The organism is Allobosea sp. (assembly GCF_051860145.1).
GTDB lineage: Bacteria > Pseudomonadota > Alphaproteobacteria > Rhizobiales > Beijerinckiaceae > Allobosea.
Genome location: NZ_JBHYEM010000018.1, coordinates 67,125 through 93,284 on the forward strand (window position 1 = coordinate 67,125; position 26,160 = coordinate 93,284).

General features: G+C 66.8%; 25 protein-coding genes. 14 read left to right on the top strand and 11 right to left on the bottom strand.

Annotated features, from left to right (window positions below; translation table 11 throughout):
• Positions 1–180: 180 nt before the first annotated feature.
• From leuS to holA, 3 genes are read left to right on the top strand one after another with little or no spacing between them, the layout of a single operon-like run.
• Entirely contained in the window at positions 181–2,805 is a 2,625-nt protein-coding gene (gene leuS / locus ACTIF2_RS22365) for a leucine--tRNA ligase (RefSeq protein WP_439499329.1), read from the top strand.
• On the top strand, positions 2,792–3,355 hold the full coding sequence (locus ACTIF2_RS22370; RefSeq protein ID WP_439499330.1) for a hypothetical protein: 564 nt from the start codon (positions 2,792–2,794) through the stop codon (positions 3,353–3,355). Before leuS ends, ACTIF2_RS22370 begins: the two co-directional genes overlap by 14 nt.
• Before the next feature lie 13 nt (positions 3,356–3,368).
• Positions 3,369–4,400 carry a DNA polymerase III subunit delta gene (gene holA, locus ACTIF2_RS22375; protein ID WP_439499331.1) on the top strand — a complete coding sequence of 344 codons (1,032 nt, stop codon included), beginning with the start codon at positions 3,369–3,371 and terminating at the stop codon, positions 4,398–4,400.
• 102 nt (positions 4,401–4,502) lie between these two features.
• Here the strand turns inward: holA and ACTIF2_RS22380 are convergent, their stop codons facing one another.
• The 5 genes from ACTIF2_RS22380 to mnmE form a co-directional block, all read right to left on the bottom strand.
• Positions 4,503–5,381 (bottom strand): ParB/RepB/Spo0J family partition protein, encoded by an 879-nt coding sequence (locus tag ACTIF2_RS22380; protein WP_439499332.1) that lies wholly within the window; start codon positions 5,379–5,381, stop codon positions 4,503–4,505.
• 27 nt (positions 5,382–5,408) lie between these two features.
• The gene (locus tag ACTIF2_RS22385; RefSeq protein ID WP_439499333.1) at positions 5,409–6,239 is read right to left on the bottom strand and encodes a ParA family protein; all 831 of its coding nucleotides are present in this window, start codon (positions 6,237–6,239) and stop codon (positions 5,409–5,411) included.
• A complete protein-coding gene (gene rsmG, locus ACTIF2_RS22390) occupies positions 6,236–6,883 on the bottom strand; it encodes a 16S rRNA (guanine(527)-N(7))-methyltransferase RsmG (RefSeq protein WP_439499334.1) in 648 nt (215 codons plus the stop codon). Before rsmG ends, ACTIF2_RS22385 begins: the two co-directional genes overlap by 4 nt.
• 3 nt (positions 6,884–6,886) lie before the next feature.
• Positions 6,887–8,776 (bottom strand): tRNA uridine-5-carboxymethylaminomethyl(34) synthesis enzyme MnmG, encoded by a 1,890-nt coding sequence (mnmG, locus tag ACTIF2_RS22395; RefSeq protein ID WP_439499335.1) that lies wholly within the window; start codon positions 8,774–8,776, stop codon positions 6,887–6,889.
• A gap of 96 nt (positions 8,777–8,872) precedes the next feature.
• On the bottom strand, positions 8,873–10,189 hold the full coding sequence (gene mnmE / locus ACTIF2_RS22400) for a tRNA uridine-5-carboxymethylaminomethyl(34) synthesis GTPase MnmE (protein ID WP_439499336.1): 1,317 nt from the start codon (positions 10,187–10,189) through the stop codon (positions 8,873–8,875).
• A 54-nt stretch (positions 10,190–10,243) separates the two neighbouring features.
• Here mnmE and ACTIF2_RS22405 point away from each other — a divergent pair, with 54 nt between their 5' ends.
• A complete protein-coding gene (locus tag ACTIF2_RS22405; RefSeq protein WP_439499337.1) occupies positions 10,244–12,247 on the top strand; it encodes a thioredoxin domain-containing protein in 2,004 nt (667 codons plus the stop codon).
• A gap of 309 nt (positions 12,248–12,556) precedes the next feature.
• On the opposite strand, the gene rho is transcribed toward ACTIF2_RS22405, so the two are convergent.
• The 3 genes from rho to hemE all read right to left on the bottom strand — a co-directional run bounded on the left by rho (position 12,557) and on the right by hemE (position 15,513).
• Complete coding sequence (gene rho, locus ACTIF2_RS22410) at positions 12,557–13,822, bottom strand: transcription termination factor Rho (protein WP_439499338.1); 1,266 nt, start codon at positions 13,820–13,822, stop codon at positions 12,557–12,559.
• A 221-nt stretch (positions 13,823–14,043) separates the two neighbouring features.
• Positions 14,044–14,466: a protoporphyrinogen oxidase HemJ gene (gene hemJ, locus ACTIF2_RS22415; protein WP_439499339.1), complete on the bottom strand. Its 423-nt coding sequence runs from the start codon at positions 14,464–14,466 to the stop codon at positions 14,044–14,046.
• A gap of 12 nt (positions 14,467–14,478) precedes the next feature.
• Positions 14,479–15,513 carry a uroporphyrinogen decarboxylase gene (gene hemE, locus ACTIF2_RS22420; RefSeq protein ID WP_439499340.1) on the bottom strand — a complete coding sequence of 345 codons (1,035 nt, stop codon included), beginning with the start codon at positions 15,511–15,513 and terminating at the stop codon, positions 14,479–14,481.
• Positions 15,514–15,967: 454 nt separating this feature from the next.
• Between hemE and ACTIF2_RS22425 the strand changes: the two genes are divergently transcribed.
• From ACTIF2_RS22425 to dnaQ, 5 genes are read left to right on the top strand one after another with little or no spacing between them, the layout of a single operon-like run.
• A complete protein-coding gene (locus ACTIF2_RS22425) occupies positions 15,968–16,798 on the top strand; it encodes a pyruvate, water dikinase regulatory protein (RefSeq protein WP_439499341.1) in 831 nt (276 codons plus the stop codon).
• On the top strand, positions 16,795–17,415 hold the full coding sequence (locus tag ACTIF2_RS22430) for a Maf family protein (protein WP_439499342.1): 621 nt from the start codon (positions 16,795–16,797) through the stop codon (positions 17,413–17,415). Before ACTIF2_RS22425 ends, ACTIF2_RS22430 begins: the two co-directional genes overlap by 4 nt.
• A 17-nt stretch (positions 17,416–17,432) precedes the next feature.
• Positions 17,433–18,266: a shikimate dehydrogenase gene (locus ACTIF2_RS22435; protein ID WP_439499343.1), complete on the top strand. Its 834-nt coding sequence runs from the start codon at positions 17,433–17,435 to the stop codon at positions 18,264–18,266.
• Positions 18,267–18,313: 47 nt separating this feature from the next.
• Complete coding sequence (gene coaE / locus ACTIF2_RS22440; protein WP_439499344.1) at positions 18,314–18,940, top strand: dephospho-CoA kinase; 627 nt, start codon at positions 18,314–18,316, stop codon at positions 18,938–18,940.
• Positions 18,933–19,643, top strand: coding sequence for a DNA polymerase III subunit epsilon (gene dnaQ, locus ACTIF2_RS22445; protein ID WP_439499345.1), 711 nt, complete (start codon positions 18,933–18,935; stop codon positions 19,641–19,643). The genes coaE and dnaQ overlap by 8 nt, the downstream gene beginning before the upstream one ends.
• A 14-nt stretch (positions 19,644–19,657) precedes the next feature.
• Here dnaQ and ACTIF2_RS22450 read toward each other — a convergent pair whose 3' ends face one another.
• Positions 19,658–20,401 (bottom strand): TerC family protein, encoded by a 744-nt coding sequence (locus ACTIF2_RS22450; RefSeq protein ID WP_439499346.1) that lies wholly within the window; start codon positions 20,399–20,401, stop codon positions 19,658–19,660.
• A gap of 179 nt (positions 20,402–20,580) precedes the next feature.
• A complete protein-coding gene (gene secB / locus ACTIF2_RS22455; RefSeq protein ID WP_439499347.1) occupies positions 20,581–21,075 on the bottom strand; it encodes a protein-export chaperone SecB in 495 nt (164 codons plus the stop codon).
• A 250-nt stretch (positions 21,076–21,325) separates the two neighbouring features.
• Here secB and ACTIF2_RS22460 point away from each other — a divergent pair, with 250 nt between their 5' ends.
• From ACTIF2_RS22460 to ACTIF2_RS22480, 5 genes are all read left to right on the top strand, one after another.
• Positions 21,326–22,057, top strand: a complete 732-nt coding sequence (locus tag ACTIF2_RS22460) for a Tim44/TimA family putative adaptor protein (protein WP_439499348.1) — start codon at positions 21,326–21,328, stop codon at positions 22,055–22,057.
• Positions 22,054–23,232, top strand: a complete 1,179-nt coding sequence (gene mltA, locus ACTIF2_RS22465) for a murein transglycosylase A (RefSeq protein ID WP_439499349.1) — start codon at positions 22,054–22,056, stop codon at positions 23,230–23,232. Before ACTIF2_RS22460 ends, mltA begins: the two co-directional genes overlap by 4 nt.
• Before the next feature lie 3 nt (positions 23,233–23,235).
• A complete protein-coding gene (locus ACTIF2_RS22470) occupies positions 23,236–23,793 on the top strand; it encodes a Smr/MutS family protein (protein ID WP_439499350.1) in 558 nt (185 codons plus the stop codon).
• Positions 23,790–24,164 carry a helix-turn-helix domain-containing protein gene (locus ACTIF2_RS22475; RefSeq protein WP_439499351.1) on the top strand — a complete coding sequence of 125 codons (375 nt, stop codon included), beginning with the start codon at positions 23,790–23,792 and terminating at the stop codon, positions 24,162–24,164. The genes ACTIF2_RS22470 and ACTIF2_RS22475 overlap by 4 nt, the downstream gene beginning before the upstream one ends.
• A 74-nt stretch (positions 24,165–24,238) precedes the next feature.
• Positions 24,239–25,237 carry an adenosine kinase gene (locus tag ACTIF2_RS22480; protein WP_439499352.1) on the top strand — a complete coding sequence of 333 codons (999 nt, stop codon included), beginning with the start codon at positions 24,239–24,241 and terminating at the stop codon, positions 25,235–25,237.
• A 163-nt stretch (positions 25,238–25,400) separates the two neighbouring features.
• Here the strand turns inward: ACTIF2_RS22480 and ACTIF2_RS22485 are convergent, their stop codons facing one another.
• Complete coding sequence (locus ACTIF2_RS22485; protein WP_439499353.1) at positions 25,401–26,036, bottom strand: pyridoxamine 5'-phosphate oxidase family protein; 636 nt, start codon at positions 26,034–26,036, stop codon at positions 25,401–25,403.
• Positions 26,037–26,160: the final 124 nt, after the last annotated feature.

Consider the following 26,160-nt stretch of genomic DNA (forward strand, 5'->3'; position numbering starts at 1 on the left):
GCGCCGTTGACCGCGTGCGCGCAATGGTGTCCTAGAACATCATGTGGAAAAGCGGGACCCGGTTTTCCGCATGACTCCCGCTCTGACCGCGGAAACGGCCTCCTGTTTCCTGAGAAAGCGCCTTGCGATTTCCTGGAAGCGGCCGGCAGGCTCCGCTTACGCAAGAATTGCCCGCGCATCATGGCCGTCGAACGTTACAACCCCAAGGAATCCGAGCCGAAATGGCGCAGCGTCTGGAATGAGCGCAAGCTCTTCGAGACCCGCAACGACGATCCGCGGCCAAGCTACTACGTGCTCGAGATGTTCCCCTATCCCTCGGGGCGCATCCATATGGGCCATGTCCGCAACTATGCGATGGGCGACGTGGTGGCCCGCTACAAGCGCGCCAAGGGCTTCGCGGTGCTCCACCCGATGGGCTGGGACGCCTTTGGCCTGCCGGCCGAGAACGCCGCCAAGGCCAACCGGATCCATCCGCGCGAATGGACCTACGCCAATATCGCGACGATGCGGGCGCAGCTGCAGTCCATGGGCCTGTCGCTGGACTGGAGCCGCGAGCTGGCGACCTGCGACCCGAGCTATTACAAGCACCAGCAGAAGATGTTCCTCGACTTCCTCAAGGCCGGGCTGGTCGACCGCAAGACCGCCAAGGTCAACTGGGACCCGGTCGATGAGACGGTGCTGGCCAACGAGCAGGTCATCGACGGGCGCGGCTGGCGCTCGGGAGCGCCGGTCGAGCTGCGCGAGCTGACGCAATGGTTCTTCAAGATCACCGATTACGGCCAGGAGCTGAATGACGCGCTGGAGGGCCTGACACGCTGGCCCGAGAAGGTGCGGCTGATGCAGAAGAACTGGATCGGGCGCTCGGAAGGGCTGCTGATTCGTTTCGACCTCGAATCGAATCCGCTGGGTCAGAACGAGCTCGAGATCTACACGACGCGGCCGGACACGCTGTTCGGCGCCAAGTTCATGGCGATCGCGCCGGACCATCCGCTGGCTAAGGCCGCAGCCGTCGACAACCCGGCGCTGCAGGATTTCATCGAGGAGTGCAAGCGCACCGGCACGGCCCAGGAGGCCATCGACAAGGCCGAGAAGCTCGGCTTCGACACCGGCCTGCGCGCCGTGCATCCCTTTGATCCGTCATGGACTTTACCGGTCTATGTCGCGAATTTCATCCTCATGGAATACGGCACCGGCGCGATCTTCGGCTGCCCGGCCCATGACCAGCGCGATCTCGACTTCGTCAACAAATACGGCCTCGGCAACACCCCGGTGGTGTGCCCAGAGGGCGTCGATCCGGCCGATTTCGTGATCACCGACACCGCCTATACCGACGAAGGCCGGATGATCAATTCGCGCTTCCTCAATGGAATGACCATTCCGGAGGCGAAAGAAGAGGTCGCGCGCCGGCTCGAGGGTGAGACCCGCGGAAATCACCCCGTTGCGGCGCGCAAGGTCAATTTCCGCCTGCGCGACTGGGGCATCTCGCGCCAGCGCTATTGGGGCTGCCCGATCCCGATCGTCCATTGCGCCGATTGCGGCGCCGTGCCGGTTCCCGATGCCGACCTGCCGGTCAAGCTCCCGGACGACGTCTCCTTCGACAAGCCCGGCAACCCGCTCGACCATCATCCGGGCTGGAAGCATGTCGCCTGCCCGTCCTGCGGCAAGCCGGCCCGGCGCGAGACCGACACGATGGACACCTTCGTCGATTCCTCGTGGTATTTCGCCCGCTTCACCGATCCGTGGCGCGAGGACAGCCCGACCGACCGCAAGGCCGTCGACCGCTTCCTGCCGGTCGACCAGTATATCGGCGGCGTCGAGCACGCGATCCTGCACTTGCTCTATTCGCGCTTCTTCACCCGCGCCATGAAGGCGACCGGCCATGCCGGCCTGGACGAGCCCTTCGACGGCATGTTCACCCAAGGCATGGTGGTGCACGAGACCTATCGCGCCGCCGACGGGACCTGGCTCGAGCCCGGCGATGTTCGCATCGAGACGACGGGCGGCGAGCGGCGCGGCTTCGATGTCGAGACCGGCGCGCCGGTCGAGATCGGCTCGATCGAGAAGATGTCGAAGTCGAAGAAGAACGTCGTCGATCCCGACGACATCATCGCTTCCTACGGCGCCGACACCGCGCGCTGGTTCATGCTCTCCGATTCGCCGCCGGATCGCGACGTGATCTGGACCGACGAGGGCGTCCAGGGCGCCGCCCGCTTCGTCCAGCGGCTCTGGCGCCTGATCGGCGAGATCGCCGAACGGACCGGCAATGAGGCCGCCGCGCCCGCGACCTTCGGCGAGGCGGCACTCACGCTGCGCAAGGCCAGCCATCGCGCCCTGCACGCGGTCGGCGCCGATATCGAGCGGCTCGGCTTCAACCGCTGCGTCGCCCATGTCTACACGCTGACCAACGCCATCGGCAAAGCGCTCGACGCCGCGGCCGAGAAGGCCGCGCTCGATGCCGACATGGCCTTCGCGCTACATGAATCCGCCACGATCGCGACGCAGCTTGTCGCACCGATGATGCCGCATCTGGCCGAGGAGTGCTGGCAGGCGCTCGGCCGGCCGGGTCTTGTCGGCGAAGCCTCCTGGCCGGAGGCTGAAACCGAACTTTTACGCGACGACAGCATCATTCTCCCCGTGCAGATCAACGGCAAGAAGCGTGCTGAGGTGACCGTGCCGGCTGATGCGGATACGGTGGCCGTCGAGGCCATCGCCCGGTCGTCGGAGGCCGTCGTCAGGGCGCTGGATGGGCGCGCGATCCGCAAGGTCATCGTGGTGCCGGGGAGAATTGTGAATGTCGTCGCCTGATACCAGCCGTCCCGATCCGATCCGGAACGTGCCGACCCGCCGCCTGATGCTCGCCGCAGCGCTTGGCGCCGCGGCATTGGCCGGCGGCTGCCTGCGTCCGCTCTATGCGGAAGGCACGACCAGCACCATCGGCGGCAGCGTCGGCAATGCCCTCAAGGATGTCGAGGTCGCCGAGATGAAGGGCCTCGTCGGCCATTATCTCCGCAATGAGCTCGTCTTCGAGCTCGATGGTGGCGGCGGTGAGACGGGCGGCCCCAAGCGCCTCAAGCTCCAGGCCTCCGTGAGCGAGACGCTCGAAGTCATCACCGTCGACTACGCCAATGGCCGCGCCGATTCGGCCGTCCTCGTCGCCACCGCGAACTGGTCGGTCACCCGCGAGGGCTCGGGCGATGTCATCTCCTCTGGCACCAATGTCGTGCGCGCGCCCTATGAGCGCTCGCTCCAGCGCTTCGCCACGGTCCGCGCGGCCCGCGATGCGCAGATCCGCGCGGCGAAATCGCTCGCGACCCTGATTCGCGGGCAGCTTTCCGCCGATCTCGTCGCCGGCTGAGCCGGGCGCGAGGATGGTCGCCGTCAAGGCGCATGAGGCCGACCGGGCCCTGGCGAAGCCGGACCCGGCCTGGCGCCTCGTCCTGATCTACGGTCCGGATTCCGGCCTGGTTTCCGAGCGCGCCTCGGCGCTGGCCCGCGCCAGCGTCGACGACGTCAATGACGCCTTCCAGCTCGTCCGCATGGATGGCGACGATATCGCCTCCGATCCGCTGAAACTGGTCGACGAGGCCAACACGATCGGCCTATTCGGCGGCCGGCGCGCCATTCGCGTCTCGCCCACCTCGAAACCCCTGCACGCCGCCGTCGAGCCTCTGCTGTCGACGCCGTCCCAGGACGCGATCGTCATCGTCGAGGCCGGCGATCTCCAGCGCACGAACCCTCTACGCCAGGCCTGCGAGAAGGCCCGGACGGCGCTCGCGGTGCCTTGCTATGGCGACGCGGCGCGCGATCTGGGCAGCATCATCGACGAAATGCTCCGCGCCGCCGGCAAGACCATCGACCGCGGCACACGCGAACAGCTGACCGGCCTGCTCGGCGGCGACCGCCAGACCTCGCGCCGCGAGATCGAGAAGCTGCTGCTCTATGCGGGAACCGATGTTGCGATCAGCGAGAGCCATATCGAGGCCGTCGTCGGCGATACGGCCCAGCGCGAGCAGGCGGCGCTGGTCGACGCCGTCTTCGCCGGCCGCCTGCCGGTGCTCGACCTGACCCAAGCCAAGCTGGTCAGCGAAGGGCTCGATCCCGGCGTCATGCTCGGCGCGGTGCTGCGTCACGCGCTGGCTTTGCTCAAGGCCCGTCAGAGCCTCGACAGCGGCCGCGGCGCCCGCGACGCGGTGGCGGCCATGCGCCTGCCGTTTCCCCGCCTGGCGGCCGCGGAGGCGGCCGTGAATGCCTGGTCCACCGAAAAGCTGACCGAGGCCATCGGCACATTGGGAACCGCGATGCTCGCGGTGAGGCGCGATGGCGAGGTCGCACGCCCAACCGCCGCGCGCGCGCTCTGGACGCTCGCCCGGCTGGGGCAGAACGGCGGACGTGGCCGCTAAAGCATTTTCGAGCGAAGTGGGTACCGGTTCGCGTAAAGAAAATGCGATAAAATAAAGAGATAGATCGCCACTTTGCGTCCGGTGGGACGCATGGCGATCTAATCAGGCCTTCAGGCGCCGGCAGAGCGCGTCGAGCTGCTCCAGCGTCTTATAGCCGATCCTCATCTCGCCGCCGCCGCTGGCGCGGTGCTGGATCGAGACCGACAGCCCCAGAACCTCCTCCAGCGCCTTCTCGACGGCGCGGGTATCGGGATCCTTGTCGGGCTTGAGCTTGCCGGGAACGCTCTTGGTCTCCCCGCGCGCCTCGTCCTGGACGATACGCTCGATGTCGCGGACGCTCAGGCCTTCGGCGACGATCTTCCGCGCCATCTGTTCCGGGTCCGACACGGACAGGAGCGCACGCGCATGGCCGGCCGAAACCGCCCCTTCGGTGACCATGCGCCGCACCGGCTCGGGAAGCTTCGACAGGCGCAAGGTATTGGCGACATGGCTGCGGCTCTTGCCGATGACCCGCGCCAGGTCGTTCTGGGTGTAGCTGAACTCGGCGATCAGCCGCTCGTAGCCGGCCGCCTCCTCGATCGCATTGAGATCGCTGCGCTGGACGTTCTCGACGATGGCGATCTCGAGCGCCTCGCGATCGTCGGCCTCGACCAGGATCACCGGAACGTCATGCAGGCCGGCACGCTGCGCCGCGCGCCAGCGCCGCTCGCCGGCGATGATCTCATAGGCGTCGGCCATGCCGGTGATCGAACGCACGATGATCGGCTGCAGAATGCCGCGCTCGCGGATCGAGGCGGTCAGCTCCTCGAGCTCGTCATCGGCGAAGCTGCGCCGCGGATTGCGCGCGCTCGGGCGCAGGAACTCGACCGGCACGCGCCGCTGGCCGCGGGAGCGCTCAAGAGCGCCCATTTCATCGCCGACATCGCCGATGAGAGCGGCGAGACCCCGGCCAAGACGTGAACGTCCCTGTTCCTCGGCCATCACTGAACCCCTTGATACCACGATTGATTAGGCGGCGGCGCGCAGCGCCCGCTCCCGCTTGATGACCTCCGAGGCAAGTCGGAGATAGGCCTGCGAGCCGGAGCAGCGCAGGTCATAGAGCAGCGCCGGCTTGCCATAGGACGGCGCCTCCGAAATCCGCACATTGCGCGGGATCACCGTCTCATAGACCTTGTCGCCCAGGAAATCGCGGACATCGGCCATGACCTGGCCCGAGAGATTGTTGCGCGGATCGAACATGGTCAGGACCACGCCCTGGATGATCAGCCGCGGATTGAGGCCGGCGCGCACCTGCTCGACGGTCTTGAGCAGCTGGCTGAGGCCCTCGAGCGCGAAGAATTCGCATTGCAGCGGCACCAGGACGGCATCGGCCGCGGTCATCGCATTGATCGTGATCAGGCTGAGCGAAGGCGGGCAGTCGATCAGGACATAGGTCAGCTCGGAACAGCGTTGGTCATAGCAGAGCTCGTCGATCGCCTTTTTCAGGCGCACTGCGCGGTCCTTGGCGCTGGCGATCTCGAGCTCGACGCCGAGCAGGTCGAGCGTCGAGGGCGCCAGGAACAATCCGGGAACAGCGGTTTCGTGCAGGGCCTGGCCGAGGCCGATATCGCCACACAGCACGTCATAGGTCGAGCAACGCCGGCTCTTGCGGTCGACGCCGAGACCCGTCGAGGCATTGCCCTGCGGGTCGAGATCGATGATCAGCACCTTCTCGCCGATTGCGGCGAGCGCCGTGCCGAGATTGATGGCCGTCGTCGTCTTGCCGACGCCGCCCTTCTGGTTGGCGAGCGCCAGCACCCGAGGGCGGCGCGGGACGGGTATGGGTGTCAGGTCGTTCATGAATCGGCCCGCTGCTCGGCCTCGCGAATCATCAGGATACGCGCGGCCGGATCTGTCACGGAGACAACTGTCGAGGCCTGAATCTTCCAATATTTAGACGCTTCGGTCAATTCTGCATCTAGATATTGTCCCTTGGGAAAGAGCCCAAGCGTCCCGGTTCTCAACAGGTCTTTGCACCATCCTAGCAGAATCGGCAGCGGAGCGAGAGCCCGCGCGGTCACGACATCGACTTTCCCGGTGAAATCGCCGATCACCGATTCGATCCGCGCCGCGTGAACCGTCGCCGGCGCCCCGGTCAGCCGTGCCGCATGGCGCAGGAAGGCGCATTTGCGCGCATTGCTCTCGACCAGATGGATATGGCCCCGGCCCGCTTCCGCCAGGCAGATTCCGAGCACCAGACCGGGAAAACCCCCGCCGGAGCCAAGATCGAGCCAGGTCTCGGCCTCCGGCGCCAGCGCGTGAATCTGCAGCGAATCGGCAATATGGCGCGTCCAGACATCGGAAAGCGTCGCCGAAGAGACGAGATTCTTTGCGTTCTGCCAGCGCGCCAACTCGGACACCAGAAGCGCAAGACGCTCCTCTGTTTCACGTGAAACAGGTGTCAAGCGCAGCGCGCGGGCGCGATCGTCGTTGTCAACAGGCACGAATCACGACACCGGCTCTACCGGCGACTTCCGGCTGCGTCGCGCATGGGCGGCGAGCAATGTCAGCGCCGCCGGCGTCATGCCTTCGATCCGCGCCGCCTGAGCCAGATTGGCCGGCCGCTGTTGCGACAGCTTCGCTTTTAGCTCGTTCGACAGGCCCGAGATCACGTCGAGATCGAGATCGGCCGGGACGGCGAGCGCCTGGTCGCGCTGGTAGGCGCCGATCTCAGCCGCCTGGCGATCAAGATAGACCGCGTAGGTCGCATCAGCGGTCACCCGCGCGGCGACCGGCGGGGGATAGCTGGCAAGATCCGGCCAGATCACCGCAAGCTGATCGAAACCGATATCGGGATAGGACAGCAGCTGATAGGCATTCCGCCGGATGCCATCGCGATTGAGTTTGAGACCGGCGACATCCGCCTGCTGCGGACTCAGCCACAAATCCTTGAGACGTGCGCGCAAGCTCTCGACCTGTTCGGTGCTGGCGCGGAACCGGCGCTCGCGCTCGGCTCCGACGAGCCCGCAATCCAGGCCAAGCGGCGTCAGGCGCTCATCGGCATTGTCGACCCGTAACGACAAGCGAAACTCGGACCGGGAGGTGAACATCCGGTAGGGCTCGGTCACGCCACGCGTGACGAGATCGTCGACGAGCACGCCGATATAGGAACTGGTCCGGTCCATCACGATCGGCTCGCCGCCACCGGCCTGCCGCGCCGCGTTGAGGCCCGCGAACAGCCCTTGGGCTGCGGCTTCCTCATAGCCCGTGGTTCCGTTGATCTGCCCCGCCAGGAACAAGCCGCCAATCGCGCGGGTCTCCAGCGTGTTCTTCAGCGCGCGGGGATCGACGAAATCATACTCGATCGCATAGCCCGGCCGCAGCATCGTGGCTTTCTCCAGCCCCGGGATCGTCGTCAGCAGGCCGCGCTGCACATCCTCGGGCAGCGAGGTCGAGATGCCGTTGGGGTAGACCGTCGGATCATCCAGCCCCTCCGGCTCCAGGAAGATCTGATGTCCGTCGCGGTCACCGAAGCGGCCGACCTTGTCCTCGATGGACGGGCAATAGCGCGGCCCGCGTCCCTCGATTTGCCCCGAAAACATCGGCGCGCGATGGAGATTGGCTCGAATCAGCTCATGTGAGGCCAAGGTGGTCCGCGTGATGCCGCAGGAGATCTGCGGCGTCGTTATCGCATCGGTGAGCGCCGAGAACGGCTCCGGCGGATTGTCCCCCGCCTGCATCTCCAGCGCCGCCCAATCGATCGTCCGCCCGTCGAGGCGCGGCGGCGTCCCGGTCTTCAGCCGGCCGAGCGGGAAGCCGTGACGCTCGAGCGTCGCCGACAAGCCCAGCGACGGCGCCTCGCCGACGCGCCCGGCCGGAATCCGGGTCTCGCCGATATGGATCAATCCACGCAGGAACGTGCCCGTGGTGAGGACAATTGTTCCGCATGCGAATCGGCGGCCATCAGACAGGATCACGGCTGCGACGCGGCCGCCGGCGATGTCGAGATCGAAAGCCTCGCCCACGATGATGTCGAGATTGCCATAGACCGCCAGCAGATCCTGCACGGCGCTTCGGTAAAGCTTGCGGTCGGCTTGTGCCCGGGGGCCGCGGACGGCCGGACCCTTGCGGCGGTTCAGCATGCGGAACTGGATGCCCGCCCGGTCCGCGGCGCGCGCCATGATGCCGTCGAGTGCATCGATCTCGCGCACCAGATGGCCCTTGCCAAGCCCACCAATGGCAGGGTTGCAGGACATCACGCCGATCGTCTCGCGCTGATGCGTCAGCAGCGCCGTGCGCGCACCAAGCCGCGCCGCAGCGGCCGCGGCTTCGACGCCGGCATGGCCGCCACCGACGACGATCACGTCGTAATGGCCAGGGACGGGTGAATGGGACATCGCTTTTCGCTACTCAACGTTGCCGAAGCGGTCAATCATCTTGTCGCATCGAGCCGCACGTTTCACGTGAAACGCTCCTGATCGCCGATCCTGCGCTCATTTCCCAATGCAGAAGCCGGCAAAAAGCTGATCCAGGACATCCTCGACATCGATGCGACCGACCAGCCGTTCAAGCGCGCGCACCGCGATGCGGATATCTTCCGCGAGCAGCTCGACCTGGCCATGCCGTGCCTCGGTGGCGCGCTCCAACGCTGCAACCGCCTCCATCACCGCGACGCGTTGGCGTTCGCGGGTCAGAAGGGCCGGCTCGGGGTTTGCCAGCGTGCCGAGGCGCGCGGCGATCATCTGCAAGAGTGCGTCCAGTCCGCTATTGTTTCGGACCGAGATCGCCAGTTCGCCAGAACTCACCGACCCCGTTAGGTCCGATTTGGTGGCGATCAGTAGATCCTGAGGTTCGGAGCCGTTTCGGTTCGGAGGTGAATCGATCGCGCGGAGCCGCAGGACCAGATCCGCCTTATCGGCCAGGGCCGTCGCCCGCCGCACTCCCTCGATCTCGACCGGATCGGCGCTTTCCCGCAAGCCTGCCGTATCGATGAGGATGACCGGAAACCCGGCGAGATCGAGCCGAACTTCGATCATATCCCGCGTCGTGCCGGGTTGCGGCGAGACGATCGCGACGTCGCGCCGGGCCAAGGCATTAAGGAGGCTCGACTTTCCGGCATTGGGCGGCCCGGCCAAGACCACGACAAAACCCTCGCGCACCCGTTCGCCCATCCGGAACGAACCGAGCGCCTCGCGCAGACCGGTCAACACTGTGGCCACGGCCGAGACCGCGTCCTCGGCAAGCCCGGCCGAAACATCGCCCTCGTCGGAGAAATCGATCTCGGCCTCGAGCAGCGACATGGCGCGGATCAGCTGCCCCCGCCACAAGCTTGCCGCCTCGCCCAGCGCGCCCTCCATTTGGCGCAAGGCCTGGCGACGCTGCCATTCCGTTTCCGAATCGATCAGGTCGGCGAGGCCCTCGACCGCGGCCAGGTCGAGCTTGCCCGCCTCGAAGGCGCGGCGCGTGAACTCGCCCGCCTCGGCCAGCCGAACGTCGGGAAGCTCCGCCAGCGCTGCCAGCAGTAGACTCAGGACGGCACGCGAGCCGTGAACATGGAACTCCGCTACGTCTTCCCCCGTAAAACTCGCCGGACCCGGAAAGAACAGGACGAGCGCGGTATCGATCACCTCGCCGGAAGCCGGATGGCGCAGGGAGCGCAGCGTCGCGTGACGAGGCCTGGGGACAAGTCCGGCAAATGTTTCGAGTACGAATCGAACCCGCGCGCCCGACACCCGCAGGACCGCGACGCCGGCACGGCCGCTCGCCGACGACAACGCCACAATCGTCGGGTATTCATGTCCTGTCGTCATGCGCAGCCAATTCTTTCCGTCGCGATGCCGTTTCGGCCTCCGGGAGACCCGTTCATGAACCGTCTAGGCGCAGCCGCCAGCCCCTATCTCCTGCAGCATAAGGACAATCCCGTCCATTGGTGGGAGTGGAACGACGAGGCCTTCGCCGAGGCCAAAGCGAGCGGCCGTCCCGTGCTGCTGTCCGTCGGCTATGCCGCCTGCCATTGGTGCCATGTCATGGCCCATGAGAGTTTTGAGGACGAGGCGACCGCGGCGCTGATGAACGAGCTCTTCGTCAACATCAAGGTCGATCGCGAGGAGCGGCCCGATATCGACCATGTCTATATGAGCGCGCTGCACAGCCTCGGCGAGCAAGGCGGCTGGCCACTGACCATGTTCCTGACCGCCAGGGGTGAGCCCTTCTGGGGCGGCACCTATTTCCCGCCGACGGCACGCTATGGGCGGCCGTCCTTCACCCAGGTGCTGCAGCAGATCGCGGCGATCCATGCGCAGGACCCCGACCGCATCGAGCGCAACGCCGCCGCCATTGGCGCCGCCCTGCGCCAGAGCGAAGCCAGCGCGGTCGGCGAGGCGCGCTACGAGCCTGATCTCGATGCCATCGCCAGCCAGGTCGCCCAGGCCTTCGACCCGCATCATGGCGGCCTGCGGGGCGCGCCGAAATTCCCCAATCCCGGGCTGGTCGAGCTGCTCTGGCGCCATGGCAGCCGCAGCGGCGACCCGACCACGCTGCAGCGTGCCACGCGCAGCCTGGAGCGGATGGCGCGCGGCGGTATCCACGATCACCTCGGCGGCGGCTTCGCGCGCTATTCCGTCGACGAGCGCTGGCTCGCGCCGCATTTCGAGAAGATGCTCTATGACGACGCCCAGCTCCTCGGGCTCTATGCCCTCGAGGCCGGGCGCAGCGGCGATCCGCTGGCGCGCAGTGCGGCGGAGGGCATCGTCGCCTGGCTCGAGCGCGAGATGCTCCTGCCCGAAGGCGCCTTCGCCGCCAGTCTCGACGCCGATTCGGAAGGCGTCGAGGGCAAGTACTATGTCTGGACGGCGCAGGAGCTCGACCAGGCACTGTCGGCCGAGGATGCGCGGCTGTTCGCGACCCATTACGACGTGACCCCGCGCGGGAACTGGGAAGAGGTCACCATCCCCAACCGGCTGGAGACCCCGGATCCGGACGCCGCGACGGAAACCGAGCTCGCCCGCATCCGCCAGACATTGCTCACACTTCGCGCAAAGCGCGTTCCGCCGGCGCGCGACGACAAGATCCTGGCCGACTGGAACGGCCTGGTGATCGCGGCCCTGGCGCACGCCGCCGGTCTGCTCGCGCGGCCCGACTGGCTCAAGCTCGCCCAGCGCGGCTACCGTTTCGTCAGCGAATCGATGCAGGATGGTGACGGGCTCGCCCATTCCTATCGGCAGGGGCGGCTGATCAAGCCCGGATTCGCGCTCGATCATGCCGGTATGACCGAGGCTGCCCTGGCTCTGCATGACGCGACCTCGGAACAGCACTACCTCGATGACGCCAAGCGCTGGTCGGAGCAGCTCTGGCGGCACTACCGCCATTCCGAGGCGGCACTACTCGGGATGACTCGCGGCGATGACGAGGGTCTGCCCGTCTCGCCACGCCCAACCCATGACGATGCGGTGCCCAACGCCAACGGCGTCCATGCCTCGAACCTGTTACGCCTGGCTGCCAAGACCGGCGAAGCCACCGACCGGGACCGCGCCGAGACCTTCCTGGCCGCAGCGCTGGCGGCTGCCGCGCGTGCGCCGATGGCGCATAGCTCGGTGCTCAATGCCTACGATCTGGCCCGCAACGGTGTCGAGCTGGTGCTGGCGGGGCCGGAGCGTGGGGCGTTTCGCGTCGCCGCGCTGGCACTACCTTACACGACCACGATCATCGTCGATTGCCCGGACGCCTCGGCGCTGCCCTCCGATCATCCGGCCGCCGCGATGGCGCGGCAGGCGGGCAGGGGCGCGGCGTTCCTCTGTTTCGAAGGCCGCTGCCTGCCGCCCGTCACGGACCCGAATCGATTGGCCGAAGCCTTGGCCGCGTCGCGTTAGAGCGTGCTGCGTTTAGACGGAAACACGCCGTCATTCCGGGGCGGCCCGTGGGGCCGAGCCTGGAAACCAGACCCACGGGCTCTCGCAGGCAATGCGCTGCGCGTTGCGCTCCATACGATGATCGACGGCGGTTCTGGGTTCCGGGCTCATTGTTGCGCAATGCCCCGGAAAGACACCCCGATCCCGTCTAAACGCAGCATGCTATAGGCTGACGGCGAGCCCAAGCGCTTGCACGAAAAGAAAAAGGGCCGCGAGCGCGACCCTTCCTCATACTGGCCTGCTTTGCAGACCTTCTCGCTGGGAGAAGGATCAGGTGTTCATCGAATCGAAGAACTCGGAGTTCTGCTTGGTCTGGCGCAGCTTATCCATCAGGAATTCGATCGCGTCCTGCGGGCCCATCGGGTTGAGGATGCGGCGCAGCACATAGGTCTTCTGCAGCACGTCCTTGGCGGTGATGAGCTCTTCCTTGCGGGTGCCGGACTTGAGGATGTCGATCGCCGGGAAGATACGCTTGTCGGCGACCTTGCGGTCGAGGACGATTTCGGCGTTGCCGGTGCCCTTGAACTCCTCGAAAATCACCTCGTCCATGCGGCTGCCGGTATCGATCAGCGCGGTCGCGATGATGGTCAGCGAGCCGCCTTCCTCGATATTGCGCGCCGCGCCGAAGAAGCGCTTCGGCCGCTGCAGGGCGTTGGCGTCGACGCCGCCGGTCAGCACCTTGCCGGAGGAGGGCACCACGGTGTTGTAGGCGCGGCCGAGACGGGTGATCGAATCGAGCAGGATCACGACGTCGCGGCCATGCTCGACCAGGCGCTTGGCCTTCTCGATCACCATCTCCGCGACCTGGACGTGGCGCGTCGCCGGTTCGTCGAAGGTCGAGGAGACGACCTCGCCCTTCACCGAGCGCTGCATGTCGGTGACCTCTTCAGGCCGCTCGTCGATCAGCAGCACGATCAGATAGCATTCCGGATGGTTGGTCGTGATCGACTGCGCGATGTTCTGCAGCAGCACGGTCTTGCCGGTGCGCGGCTGCGCCACGATCAGGGCGCGCTGGCCCTTGCCGATCGGCGAGACGATGTCGATGACGCGGGCCGAGAAATCCTTCTTGGTCGGGTCCTGCACTTCCATCCGCAGCCGCTCGTCGGGATAGAGCGGCGTCAGGTTGTCGAAATGGATCTTGTGCCGGATCTTCTCCGGATCCTCGAAATTGATCGTGTTGACCTTGAGCAGCGCGAAATAGCGCTCGCCGTCCTTCGGCCCCCGGATCGGCCCCTCGACCGTATCGCCGGTGCGCAGTCCGAATTTCCGGATCTGCGAGGGCGAGACATAGATGTCGTCGGGCCCGGGCAGGTAGTTGGAATCCGACGAGCGCAGGAAGCCGAACCCGTCCTGCAGCACCTCGACCACGCCCTCGCCGAGTATCTCGGTCTCCTTCGCCGCGAGCTGCTTCAGGATCGCGAACATCAGCTCCTGCTTGCGCATCGTGCTGGCGTTCTCGACCTCGAGCCCTTCGGCAAAGGTCAGGAGTTCGGTCGGAGATTTGACCTTGAGTTCGTGAAGTTTGATTTCCCGCATGGGGCACCCGGATCGTAAACGCCCCAGCGCGAACGGCGAGGGCCAAGGACTCAAAGGAGGGCTCGACAGGGCCTGAAAAGACCAGCGCGCTGGTAGCGCGCCATGAGCGTCTGCAGCGGCAGCCGGCTCACGAACCATCGACAACAGGGAGGACGCAAGAATGCGCGTAGCGCTTGATAGCTGGTTTCTCGTGGGGGCTCAAGCCGGAAACGCGCGTTCCTTCAGAACGGCTTGACGATGACCAGGATGACGATCAGCGCCATCAGCACGGCCGGAACCTCGTTGATGATCCGGTAGAAGCGCGCCGGCTTGTCGTTGCGGTCCTCGGCGAAGGCCCTGACGCGGCCAACGAGGAAGCCGTGGATGCCGGACAGGATCACGACCAGCAGGATCTTGCCGTGCAGCCAGCCGCCCTTGAAGCCGAAAGCGCTCCAGGCGAGATAGAGCCCGAGGACCCAGGTCAGGGCCATCGCCGGGTTGATGATGCCCTTGAGCAGCCGGCGCTCCATGATCTTGAAGGTCTCGGACTGCACAGAGCCCACCGCCGAATCGGCGTGATAGACCATCAGCCGCGGCAAATAGAGCATCCCCGCCATCCAGGAGATGACGGCCATCACGTGAAAGGCTTTGATCCACTCGTACATCGCTACGCTCCCTCAGGCCCTGACCGCCGCGACCAGCCGCTCGACATGCGCGATCGGCGTATCCGGCAGAATGCCATGCCCGAGATTGAAGACGAACGGACCTGCGCCGAATGCCGCACGGATCGCCTCGACCTCGCGCTCGAGCTCCGGTCCGCCAGCGCGCAGCACATGCGGATCGAGATGACCCTGCACCGGGACGAGGGACTGGATCTGCTCGCGAACGAAGCTGCGATCGATCTCGGTTTCGAGGCCGACCGCATCGACACCCGTCCCCGCAATATAGGCCGGGATCAGGCGTCCGGCTCCACGCGGGAAACCGATGATCTTCACGCCTGGATGGCGCGCCCGCACCGCATCGACGATCCGCCTGGTCGGCGCGATGCACCAGCGCTCGAAATCGCTCTCGCCAAGCGAGCCGGCCCAGCTGTCGAAAATCTGCACAACATCGACGCCGGCCTCGATCTGCGCATTCAGATAGGCGGCCGAGCCAATGACGAGGCGATCGATCATCTCGCCGAACAGGGCCGGGTCGCGCGCAAAGAACTCCTTGGCCGGACCCTGATCCGGCGTGCCCCGTCCAGCCACCATATAGGTCGCCACGGTCCAGGGTGCCCCACAGAAGCCGATGAAGCCCGTCTGCGCTGGCAGTGCCGCCTTGACCCGGCGGACCGTCTCGTAGACCGGCGCCAGCACGTCCTGGTCGATCTCCTCATGGATCTCGCCAAGCCTCTTTGCGTCAGCGACCGGCTCGAGCCGCGGGCCTTCGCCCGTTGCGAACCAGAGCTTCTGGCCGAGCGCATGCGGAATGACGAGAATGTCGGAGAACAGGATCGCCGCATCGAAGCCGAACCGGCGGATCGGCTGCAAGGTCACCTCAGCGGCGAAATCCGGATTGTAGCAGAGATCGAGAAAGCCACCGGCCCTGGCGCGGACCTCGCGGTATTCCGGCAGGAACCGGCCGGCCTGGCGCATCAGCCAGATCGGCGGCTTTGCAAGCGTCTCACCGGACAGGGCGCGCAGGAAGAGAGAATCGTCACGCGTTGCCATGTCCACTCCGGTCACCCGTCCTCTCTTAAATCAAATATAATTCTTGAGAGAGAATCTTCTGTTTTGACTCTTGGTGGGGGGCAGATAGCGCGACCCAAGCCTGTCCACAACCAGTCCACAGGCTGGGCAGATGCCAGGATCGAGACCGGAAAGGTGGCACCCGGAGCTTAACTGTTTCTTAACCTTTCCAAATCGTGAACGACGCGCCGCGCCGAAAAATGATTCACGTGAAACATCGCGACGCGCCTCCACATGGTCCGGGCTGTTGATCGTTGCCGGGGGTTATACAGGGCGGCCCGAGAGCCGTTCTGACGCGTCCGGTTGTCCACATCCATCCCCATGGCCTGCCCGATGCTCATGCCGCCTGTCCGGACGGCTGGCCCGGCGAACGGCGATTTCCTTTGCTGGGCCGGCGCGTTAGAGGTGGCGTGACCGTAGAGCCCCAGGAGCTGAAGTGGCGCGCAACTATTTTCACCTCCACCTCGTCTCCGATGCGACCGGCGAGACCCTGATCGCCGTCAGCCGGGCCGCCGCCGCCCAATACGAATCGGTCTCGGCGATCGAGCATGTCTATCCGCTGGTGCGCTCGGAAGCGCAGCTCGCCCGCGTGCTTGCCGAGATCGAATCCTCGCCGGGCGTCGTGCTCTACACGCTGGTCGAGGCGGAATGGTCGGAGCGTCTCGAAAGCTTCTGCCAGGAGATCGGCTGCCCCTGCCTGTCGGTGCTGAACCCCGTGCTCTCACTCTTCCAGTCCTATCTCGGACAGGCGGCGGCGCCGCGGCCGGGCGCGCAGCACGTGCTCAACGCGGAATATTTCCGGCGCATCGACGCGATGAACTACACGCTGATGCATGACGACGGGCAGCTCGGCGGCGATCTCGAGAATGCCGACATCATCCTCGTCGGCATTAGCCGCACCTCGAAAACGCCGACCAGCATCTATCTCGCCAATCGCGGCATCAAGACCGCCAATGTCCCGCTCGTGCCGAACGTGCCGCTGCCGCCCGAGATCGAACAGCTCAAGAAACCGCTCGTCGTTGGCCTGGTCGCCAGCGCCGAGCGCATCGTCCAGATCCGCCAGAACCGGCTGCTCTCGATGAAGGCCGATGACGAGACGCCCTATGTCGACCCCGCTGCCGTTGCCGACGAGATCGCCCAGTCGCGCAAGCTCTGCGCCCGCAAGGGCTGGCCGGTCATCGATGTGACGCGCCGTTCGATCGAGGAGACGGCTGCCGCCATCCTCGACCTGCTGCGCGATCACCGCATGAAGTTCATCGCGACATGACGGCTTCGCTCTGGCGCGCGGCGCAGCCGCTTCTGCTTGCCTCCGGCAGTGCGACCCGGGCCGAGATGCTGCGCGCCGCCGGCCTGCCGGTCGAGACGCTTCGGCCCGATATCGACGAGCGCGCCGCCGAGGCGCCGCTGCTGGCCCAAGGCGTGCAGGGCGAGGCGGTCGCTGCTGCGCTCGCCTGTGCCAAGGCGCTCGCGGTCTCGGTGATGAAGCCGGGCCGCTATGTCCTCGGCGCCGACCAGACCCTGATCTGCGAGGGACGGAGCTTCCACAAGCCAGGGGATCTGGCGGCGGCAAGCGCGCAGATCGCGGCGCTGGCCGGGCGCGAGCATGTCCTCCACTCGGCCTTCGTCCTTGCCCATGACGGCGAGATCCTGGCCGAGGGCAGCCAGGCCGCCCGGCTGAGGATGCGCCGCCTGGAGCCGGATTTCATCGCGGCCTATGTCGCGCTCGCCGGCGAGGCGGTGCTGGGCAGCGTCGGCGGCTATCGGCTCGAGGGCCTCGGCGCCCAGCTTTTCAAGTCGGTCGAGGGTGATCATTTCACCGTTCTCGGCCTGCCCCTCCTTGCCGTCCTCGACGCTCTGCGCGATCAGGGCCTTCTCGCCCGCTGATCCGGATATCCCGCTGCATGACCCGCCGCTGCTTCGTCATTGGCCATCCGATCGGCCATTCCCGCTCGCCGCTCATCCATGGCGCCTGGATCGCCGAGCATGGGCTCGACGGCTCGTACGACCGCATCGACGTGGCGCCGGGCGAGCTTGCCGCCTTTCTCGCTCGTGTCAGGGCCGGTGATTATGCCGGCGGCAACGTCACCGTTCCGCACAAGGAGGCGGCCTTGCGGCTGGTCGACGAGGCGAGCGAGACCGCGAGCGCCATGGGCGCCGTCAACACCATCTGGCGCGAGGGCGGCCGGCTCCATGGCGACAATACCGACGCCGCCGGCTTCCTCGCCCATCTCGACATGAGCGTGCCGGGCTGGGCCGACCATGTCCGCACGGCCCTCATCCTCGGCGCCGGCGGGGCTGCCCGAGCGATCGGCTACGGCCTGAAGGCGCGCGGGCTCGGCCGGATCATCCTGGTCAATCGCAGCGCGGCGCGTGCCCGCGAGCTCGCGCTGGCGTTGGGCTCTCCGCTCGAGGCCCGGGACTGGAGCGAGCGGCACGATCTGGTCGCCGAGGCCGACCTGATCGTCAACACCACAGCGCTCGGCATGAAGGGCCAGCCGCCGCTCGAGCTCGACCTCGCCGGGCTGCGTCCGGGCACGATCGTCGACGACATCGTCTATGTGCCACTGCGCACGGCCCTGCTCGACGAGGCCGAACGCCGTGGTGGCGTCATCGTCGACGGGCTCGGCATGCTGCTGCACCAGGCGGTGCCCGGCTTCACCCGTTGGTTCGGCGTGACGCCCGCGGTGACGCCGGCGCTGCGGGCGAGGCTGGAAGCGGATATCCTGCGCGCCTGATTCGACGGACGCGCTATGACCCTTCGCCTCGCAATCCTTCATCTCGCATGACCTTCATCCTCGGATTGACCGGCTCGATCGGCATGGGGAAATCCACGACCTCGGCGATGTTCCGGGCCCGCGGCATCCCGGTGCATGACGCCGATGCCGCCGTCCATGCGCTGTACCGGGGCAGGGCGGTGGCGCCGATCGCAGCCGCCTTTCCCGGCGCGGTCGTCGGCGCTGCCGTCGATCGTGCCAGGCTGTCGGCCGCGGTCGTCGGCCAGCCGGAGAAGTTGCACGCCCTCGAGGCGCTGATTCACCCGCTCGTGCGCGAGGACGAGGTCGCCTTCATCGAGTGCTGCCGCGCCGCTGGCGAGGACATCGCAATCCTCGACATTCCGCTTCTGCTCGAGACCGGCGGCGAGTCGCGTTGCGACGCGGTCGTGGTGATCACCGCGCCTGCCGATGTCCAGCGCGCAAGGGTTCTGGCCCGGCCGGAGATGACGGCGGCAAAGCTCGATGCGATCCTTGCCCGCCAGATGCCGGATGCCGAGAAGCGCCGGCGCGCCCACTTCCTTGTGGACACCTCGCGAGGCCTGCTGGCCGCTGAGCGGCAGGTCGGGTCTATCCTGCAGGCGCTCGCCGGCCGGCCCGGTCGGCGCGGCCAGGACAAGGCGGCAGGACATGCGTGAGATCGTCCTCGACACGGAAACGACCGGCGTCGAAGCCAATGCCGGCGACCGCATCGTCGAGATCGGCTGCGTCGAGCTGGTCAATCATTGCCCGACCGGCCGCAACTACCATCAATACATCAATCCCGAGCGGCCGATGTCCGACGGCGCCTTCAGGGTCCACGGCCTCTCCGATGCCTTCCTGTCCGACAAGCCGGTCTTCGCCACGATCGCCGAGGAGTTCGCCGCCTTCATCGATGGCGCCCGGCTGGTGATCCACAACGCCGCCTTCGACGTCGGCTTCCTCAACATGGAGCTGAAGCGCATCGGCCGCGGGCCGATCGTACCGACGCTCGTCGTCGATACGCTGGCGATGGCGCGGCGCAAGCATCCCGGTGCCTCGAACAGCCTCGATGCGCTCTGCCAGCGCTACGGCATCGACAATACGAGGCGCACCAAGCACGGCGCCCTGCTCGACTCCGAGATCCTGGCCGAGGTCTATATCGAACTGATCGGCGGCAAGCAGGCCGATCTCGGTCTCGGCGTCGTCGTGGCGGCTGGCCTGGGCAACGGGTTGTCCGGGCTCAGCGAGCGGCCGCAGCGCCTGCGGCCGCTTAGCCCTCGTCTCGACGAGGCCGCCATTGCCGCGCATGAGGCGTTCATCCTCACACTCGGCAAGGCGCCGCTCTGGAAGGGCTATCTCGGCATCACCGAGGAAAGCTGAACGGTTCGGCCGCCTCAGCCCTTCCGGCCGCGGCTGGCGCGGCGCGACAGCATGTTCAGCCCCTCGATCAGGGCCGAGAAGGCCATGGCGGCATAGATATAGCCCTTGGGCACATGCATGCCGAAGCCCTCGCCGATCAGCGTGCCGCCGATCATCAGCAGGAAGCCGAGCGCCAGCATCACGATCGTCGGATTGCGCTCGATGAATTGCGCCAGCGGATCGGCAGCGAGCAGCATCACCAGCACGGCGAAGATCACCGCGATCATCATCACCGGCACATGCTCGGTCATGCCGACCGCCGTGATGATGCTGTCGATCGAGAAGACGAGGTCGAGCAGCAGGATCTGGAAGATCACGCCGCCGAAGGTGACCGCTGCCGCCTTGCCGCCGTCGAACAGGTCGGGGCCGTGATCGGTATCGACCTTGTGATGGATTTCCGTCGTCGCCTTCCAGACCAGGAAGAGGCCGCCGGCGATCAGGATGAAGTCGCGCCAGGAGAAGGCCTTGCCGAAAAGCGAGACGACCGGCTCGGTGAGCTGGACGATGAAGGCGACGGTGCCGAGCAGGGCGAGCCGCAGGATCAGGGCGAGCGCGATGCCGATCTTGCGGCCGCGCGAGCGCTGATGCTCGGGGAGCTTGTTGGTCAGGATCGAGATGAAGATCAGGTTGTCGATGCCGAGGACGACCTCCATGGCGATCAGTGCCCCGAGGGCCGCCCAGACGGCGGGATCGGCGGCAAGCGTCATAAGATGGTCCATTGGGTCTCCGGCACGGCAAAAGGCGGGCGCAGGGTCTGGCGCCCGTTTCCAGTGCTATGCCAGATGGAGAACGCTCCCGCCGATCGCAAGACGATGGGCGATGTCCGTGACTATTGAATGAAATGCAAGAAAGGGCCCGCGAGGGCCCTTTCCGGAAATTCCGTCACTGGTAAATGGGCTCAGGCGTCGGGCGTGCCCTGCTGCGCCTGGAGCTCCTGCATGCGCTGCTGGAACAGCGCCGCGAAATCGATCGCGGGCACGTAGAAGGGCGGGAAGCCGCCGGTCTGGACCGCCTCCGCGATGATCTGGCGGGCGAAGGGGAAGAGCATGCGGGCGCAATCGATCACCAGGACCGGGTGGATATGCTCCTGCGGCACGTTGATGAGCCGGAACACGCCGGCATAGCTAAGATCGAAGGCGAACAGCGTCTCGTTGTTCAGGACGGCCTTGCCCTCAAGCTGCAGCACCGTCTCGTAATCCGTCTCGGACATCGCCGAGGTCGAGACATTGACCTGCAGCGACATCTGCGGGCCCTGGTCCGATTGCTGGCCCAGCGAGCGCGGCGCCTTGGGGTTCTCGAAGGAGAAATCCTTGGTGTACTGGATCAGGGCGTTCATGCTGGGCGCGGCATTCGCCTCGTTCGCGGCATTGCCGTTGGGGATGTCGTTGGCCATCGGTCCCATCATCATCTGGCGGGCTTTATCGGAAATCCCGCGCCCTGCCGGCGTCCGGGACCGCGCACCGCTCTCCGGTGCATTTGCCCGCGTCGGCTATCATGGACATCCCTCCGGCACAAGAAGCCGCCTTCACAAGCCAAGGGGTGGATGTTACGAGCCTTGATCACCATATGGCATGCGACGGCCGGCCGACCGTCGTGTCGAGCCGGTGTGCGAAACGGTCACTGGAGCCCCGGATCAGCTTTCGATGCAAAATTCCTTCGACATGACGACTCTGGTCTTCCTGGCTCTGGCCGTTTTCGTCGCCTGGAAGCTTCGCTCGGTTCTTGGCCAGAAGACCGGGAGCGAACAGCCGCCGACCGATCCCTTCGCCCGCCGCGAGACGCCGCCGATGCGGCCCGATCAGCAGGCCTCGGCCGATGCCAAGCGCGACAACGTCATTCGCCTGCCAGGCGCGGCCAATGATCCGGCCGCGACCATCGTGCCGGCCGCCGAGCGCTGGAAGGATCTCGCCCCGGCGGATTCCCCGATCATCGCTGGCATCGAGGCCGTCATTCGCCAGGAGCCCGGCTTCGAGCCGCGCGATTTCCTGGAGGGCGCGAAATCGGCCTACGAGACCATCGTCACCGCCTTTGCCCGTGGTGATCGCAAGACCCTGAAGGGCCTTCTCGCCAAGGAGGTCTATGACGGCTTCGAGCAGGCCATCACCGATCGCGAGAAGCGCGGCGAGAAGGCCGAATCCTCCTTCGTCTCGATCGACAAGGCCGATCTCAACGCCGTCGAGGTCAAGGGCAAGTCGGCCCAGGTGACCATCGCCTTCGTCTCGCAGCTGATCAGCGTGACCCGCGACGCGCAGGGCGCGGTCGTCGACGGCAGCGCCGAGGCGGTCTCCGAGGTCAACGACATCTGGACCTTCTCGCGTCAGCTCGGCAGCCGGGATCCGAACTGGCTGCTGGTCGCGACCGAAGCCGGCGCGTGAGCGATGGCGCCGGGCGCGTCGCGCTTGTGGCCGCCGGCTTGTTCTTCGCGGCCATGACCGGCGCTCCGGCCGCGCCTCCCTTGCCGCCTGGCGCGCGCGCCGAGGTGGTGTCTCCCGACAGGCTTCCAGGCTGGCGCGACGACGATCACCGCGTCGCGCTGCGCATCTTTGCCGCCGGTTGCGCGGCCGATCCGCCGCTGCGCCAGGGCGCGCCGATTCCTCCCGCTCTTGCCGGCGCCTGCGCCGAGGCCGGACGGCTGGTCGCTGGCGGCGCGCCGGACCGGGCGACCGCACGGCGCTTCTTCGAGGAGCGCTTCAGCTTCTGGCGTATCCGGCCCGAAGGCGCCGAGCGTGGCTTCATGACCGGCTATTTCGAGCCGGAATTCGAGGGCTCGCTGACGCGGACCACCGCCTTCCCGACGCCGCTCTACGGCCGCCCCGCCGATCTGGTGACGCGCCTGGCCGGCGACGGCTGGCCGGGCGTCGACCCCGCTCTCTCGGCGGCGCGCAAGACCGCGAAAGGCCTCGAACCCTTCCCCGAGCGCGGCGCGATCGAGAATGGAGCCCTGGATGGTCAGGGCCTCGAACTCCTCTGGCTGCGCGATCCCGTCGATCGCTTCGTGCTGCAGGTCCAGGGTTCGGGCCGGGTGCGCCTGCCGGACGGCAAGACGGTGCGGCTGGTCTATTCCGGCCGCAACGGCCATCCCTATACCTCGCTCGGACGTGTGCTGAGCGAGCGCGAGAACATCCCGCCGGCACAAATGACCATGGACCGGCTGGTGGCGCGGCTGAAGGCCGATGCCGATTTCGCGCGCGACCTGATCCGGCTCAACAGATCCTTCGTCTTCTTTGCCCGCAACGACGACCTCCCGCCGGATTCGGGGCCGATCGGCGGCGCCGGCCTGCCCCTGACGGCGCTGCGCAGCATTGCGATCGACCGCGCGATCTGGCCCTATGGCCTGCCGGCCTGGATCGACGCCGAGATTCCGGGCGGCACCGGTGGCATGGAGCGGCTGGCGCGCCTGATGGTCGCCCAGGATACCGGCTCGGCGATCCTCGGCCCGGCCAGGGTCGATCTCTTCGTCGGCTCGGGGCCGGAGGCAGGGCATCGCGCCGGGCTGGTCCGTCATGGCTTCGATTTCACCGTGCTCTGGCCGCGCGCGGAGGCGCGCTGAGCCATGCGCCGGCGCGGCAAGATTCTCTCGGAGGCGGATCTCGCCCTATGGCGTCAGGTCGCCCGCTCGGTCAAGCCGCTGGCCGGCCGCGCCCTGCCCGAGGAACCCGACCCGCCGCTGCCCGCGGCTCCGGCCACCGATGCCGCGACGCCCGTTCTCGTCATGGCAGCCAAGCTTACCGTTGCAAGACCGGCCCAGCCGCCGCTCGCACCGCTCGAACGCCGCCTGCGCACGCAATTGCGCCGCGGCACCCAATCCGTCGAGGCCGTCATCGATCTGCACGGCCTGCGCCAGGACGAGGCCCATGCCGCCCTGCGCGGCTTCCTGCGCCGCGAGCAGGCGCGCGGCACCAAACTGGTGCTGGTCGTGACCGGCAAGGGCGCCGCGGGTGACGCGCTGTTCGGCGAGGAGCGCGGCGTGCTTCGCCGCAGCGTGCCGCATTGGCTGCGCCTGCCCGACCTGCGCCCGCTCGTCGTCGGCTTCGAGGAGGCCGAGCAGCGCCATGGCGGCGCGGGCGCACTCTATATTCGCCTGCGCCGCAGCCGGGAGCGCGAGCCGTGACCCCGTTCGGCCAGCGCGTCCGTGCATTGCGGGCCGTGCGTGGCGTCACGCTTGCCGAGATGGCGGCGGCGCTCGGCGTGACGCCGGCCTATCTCTCGGCGCTGGAGCATGGCAAGCGCGGCCGGCCGACCTTCACTCTGATCCAGGGCGTGATCCATGTCCTCGGCGTGATCTGGGACGAGGCCGACGAGCTCATCCGCCTTGCCGATCTCTCGCATCCGCGCGTCACGATCGACACCGCCGGGCTCGAGCCTGAGGCGACGCTCTTCGCCAACCGGCTCTCGCGCGAGATCGCGGCGCTCGAGCCGCAGGACCTCCAGCGGCTCGCCGCGATCATCGACGAAGCGGCGGCCCGGCGCGGGCGCAGCTGAAGCGCCGGCTTGACCCCCGCTGCGGCGGATGCGACACGCCGCGTCACCTGTCTCAACTGTTCCCGGAAATCCTCATGACCGCCAAGCGCACCGATGTTCTCGCCCTCGGCAACGCCATCGTCGATGTCTTCGCCTCGGCCGAGGAGGATTTCCTGATCGCCCATGAGCTGACCAAGGGCGCGATGATGCTGATCGACGAGGATCGCGCCGAGACGCTCTATGCGGCGATGGGCCCGAGCAAGATCGTCTCCGGCGGCTCGGCGGCGAACACCATCGCCGGGCTCGCGTCCTTCGGCGGCAAGGGCGCCTTCATCGGCAAGGTCAAGCAGGACGAGCTCGGCAAGCTCTACAAGCACGACCTGACCTCGCTCGGCGTCGCCTTCGACACCGGTTTCGCCAGCGAAGGGCCCGCCACGGCGCGTTCCTTCATCATCGTCACGCCCGATGGAGAGCGCACGATGAACACCTATCTCGGCGCCTGCCAGGGCCTGACGGTGGCCGATGTCGACAAGGCGGCGGTGCAGGACGCCGAGATCGTCTATCTCGAGGGCTATCTCTGGGACCCGCCGGCGGCCAAGGAGGCCTTCCGCAAGGCTTCCGAATTCGCCCATGCGGCCGGTGGGCGCGTCGCCATCACCTTGTCGGATTCCTTTTGCGTCGATCGCTACCGCGACGAGTTCCTCGGTCTGATCCGCAACCGGCTGGTCGATATCGTCTTCGCCAACGAGGCGGAGCTGAAGAGCCTCTACCAGACCGCCGATTTCGACACCGCGCTCGCGGCTCTGCGCGCGGAGAACATCGTCGCCGCCGTGACCCGCTCCGAGAAGGACGCGCTGGCGGTGACGCCGGACGGGATCATCGCCGAGCCGGTCTTCCCGGTCGAGCGCATTGTCGACACGACGGGCGCGGGCGACCTCTTCGCCGCCGGCTTCCTCTATGGCCTGACTTCGGGCCGCGAGGTCCGCGACAGCCTGCGCCTCGGCGCGCTGGCGGCGGGCGAGATCATCAGCCATGTCGGCGCCCGGCCGGATATCAGCCTGAAGACGCTGGCGGGGAACGAAGGGCTGCTGTGAGAGCGACCTTCTCCCCTCGGGGGAGAAGGTGTCTGCGAAGCAGACGGATGAGGGAAGGGTCGCGTCAGCGGCCCTTTCTTATTTCTACGGGTGGGGCTCCCCTCATCCGTCAGCGCTGCGCGCTGCCACCTTCTCCCCCGAGGGGAGAAGGGGAAACCGCACCTCAATACAGCGTTGCCTTCACCCGCGCCGGCAGCGCCCTGTCATAGGCCTCGCCGTCGAAGGTCTCGATCGCGTCGTTCCGTGCCGTGATGTCGCGCAGGATCTGGCCGGCGCTCGGCAGCGCGCGCCGGTCGACATGCCCGGCCGGGTTCCAGAGGTCGGCGCGGACCACGGCGCGCGAGCACTGGAAGTAGACGCTCTCGACTTTCACCACGATGACGCAGGCCGGCAGCTTTCCGGCCATCTCGAAGGCCTCGCACAACCCAGGGTCGCTGGAGAGAGACGCGCGTCCATTAACGCGCAGCGTCTCGCCGTAACCGGGCACCAGGAAGAGCATTCCGATTCGATCGTCGAACAGGATATTCTTCAATGAATCCAGGCGGTTATTGCCTCTTCGGTCCGGAATCAGGAGCGTTTTCGCGTCCCGGACCGTGACAAAGCCCGGCAGATCCCCGCGCGGCGAGCAATCCAGGCCGTCCGGACCATTGGTCGCGAGCACGAAAAATGGCGAGGCTGCGATCAGCGCCGCGTAGTTCGCATCGACATGGTCGATCTCCTTGGCGATGGAGGCCGGGGCGATGGGGCTGGTGTAGAGCGCGGCAAGCGCGTCGAGCGAAGTGATGCTGTGGTCGGGCATGCCGGTCTCCGAGATCGATAAGTCTAGACTATTCGAAATCGAACCGAGGCGCCAGTGCCGAGATGCGGCTTGCCGTCATTGCGAGGAGGCATGACCGACGAAGCAATCCAGAGGGGCGCGCTCC

Coding starts and splice junctions, on each gene's coding strand:
- coaE (WP_439499344.1), top strand. CDS start 18,314: ATGACCTTCATCCTCGGATTGACCGGCTCGATCGGCATGGGGAAATCC.
- dnaQ (WP_439499345.1), top strand. CDS start 18,933: ATGCGTGAGATCGTCCTCGACACGGAAACGACCGGCGTCGAAGCCAAT.
- mnmG (WP_439499335.1), bottom strand. CDS start 8,776: ATGTCCCATTCACCCGTCCCTGGCCATTACGACGTGATCGTCGTCGGT.
- ACTIF2_RS22470 (WP_439499350.1), top strand. CDS start 23,236: ATGCGCCGGCGCGGCAAGATTCTCTCGGAGGCGGATCTCGCCCTATGG.
- ACTIF2_RS22450 (WP_439499346.1), bottom strand. CDS start 20,401: ATGGACCATCTTATGACGCTTGCCGCCGATCCCGCCGTCTGGGCGGCC.
- mnmE (WP_439499336.1), bottom strand. CDS start 10,189: ATGACGACAGGACATGAATACCCGACGATTGTGGCGTTGTCGTCGGCG.
- ACTIF2_RS22405 (WP_439499337.1), top strand. CDS start 10,244: ATGAACCGTCTAGGCGCAGCCGCCAGCCCCTATCTCCTGCAGCATAAG.
- ACTIF2_RS22435 (WP_439499343.1), top strand. CDS start 17,433: ATGACCCGCCGCTGCTTCGTCATTGGCCATCCGATCGGCCATTCCCGC.
- hemJ (WP_439499339.1), bottom strand. CDS start 14,466: ATGTACGAGTGGATCAAAGCCTTTCACGTGATGGCCGTCATCTCCTGG.
- ACTIF2_RS22370 (WP_439499330.1), top strand. CDS start 2,792: ATGTCGTCGCCTGATACCAGCCGTCCCGATCCGATCCGGAACGTGCCG.
- ACTIF2_RS22380 (WP_439499332.1), bottom strand. CDS start 5,381: ATGGCCGAGGAACAGGGACGTTCACGTCTTGGCCGGGGTCTCGCCGCT.
- ACTIF2_RS22430 (WP_439499342.1), top strand. CDS start 16,795: ATGACGGCTTCGCTCTGGCGCGCGGCGCAGCCGCTTCTGCTTGCCTCC.
- hemE (WP_439499340.1), bottom strand. CDS start 15,513: ATGGCAACGCGTGACGATTCTCTCTTCCTGCGCGCCCTGTCCGGTGAG.
- leuS (WP_439499329.1), top strand. CDS start 181: ATGGCCGTCGAACGTTACAACCCCAAGGAATCCGAGCCGAAATGGCGC.
- holA (WP_439499331.1), top strand. CDS start 3,369: ATGGTCGCCGTCAAGGCGCATGAGGCCGACCGGGCCCTGGCGAAGCCG.
- ACTIF2_RS22485 (WP_439499353.1), bottom strand. CDS start 26,036: ATGCCCGACCACAGCATCACTTCGCTCGACGCGCTTGCCGCGCTCTAC.
- ACTIF2_RS22480 (WP_439499352.1), top strand. CDS start 24,239: ATGACCGCCAAGCGCACCGATGTTCTCGCCCTCGGCAACGCCATCGTC.
- ACTIF2_RS22385 (WP_439499333.1), bottom strand. CDS start 6,239: ATGAACGACCTGACACCCATACCCGTCCCGCGCCGCCCTCGGGTGCTG.
- secB (WP_439499347.1), bottom strand. CDS start 21,075: ATGGCCAACGACATCCCCAACGGCAATGCCGCGAACGAGGCGAATGCC.
- ACTIF2_RS22460 (WP_439499348.1), top strand. CDS start 21,326: ATGCAAAATTCCTTCGACATGACGACTCTGGTCTTCCTGGCTCTGGCC.
- rho (WP_439499338.1), bottom strand. CDS start 13,822: ATGCGGGAAATCAAACTTCACGAACTCAAGGTCAAATCTCCGACCGAA.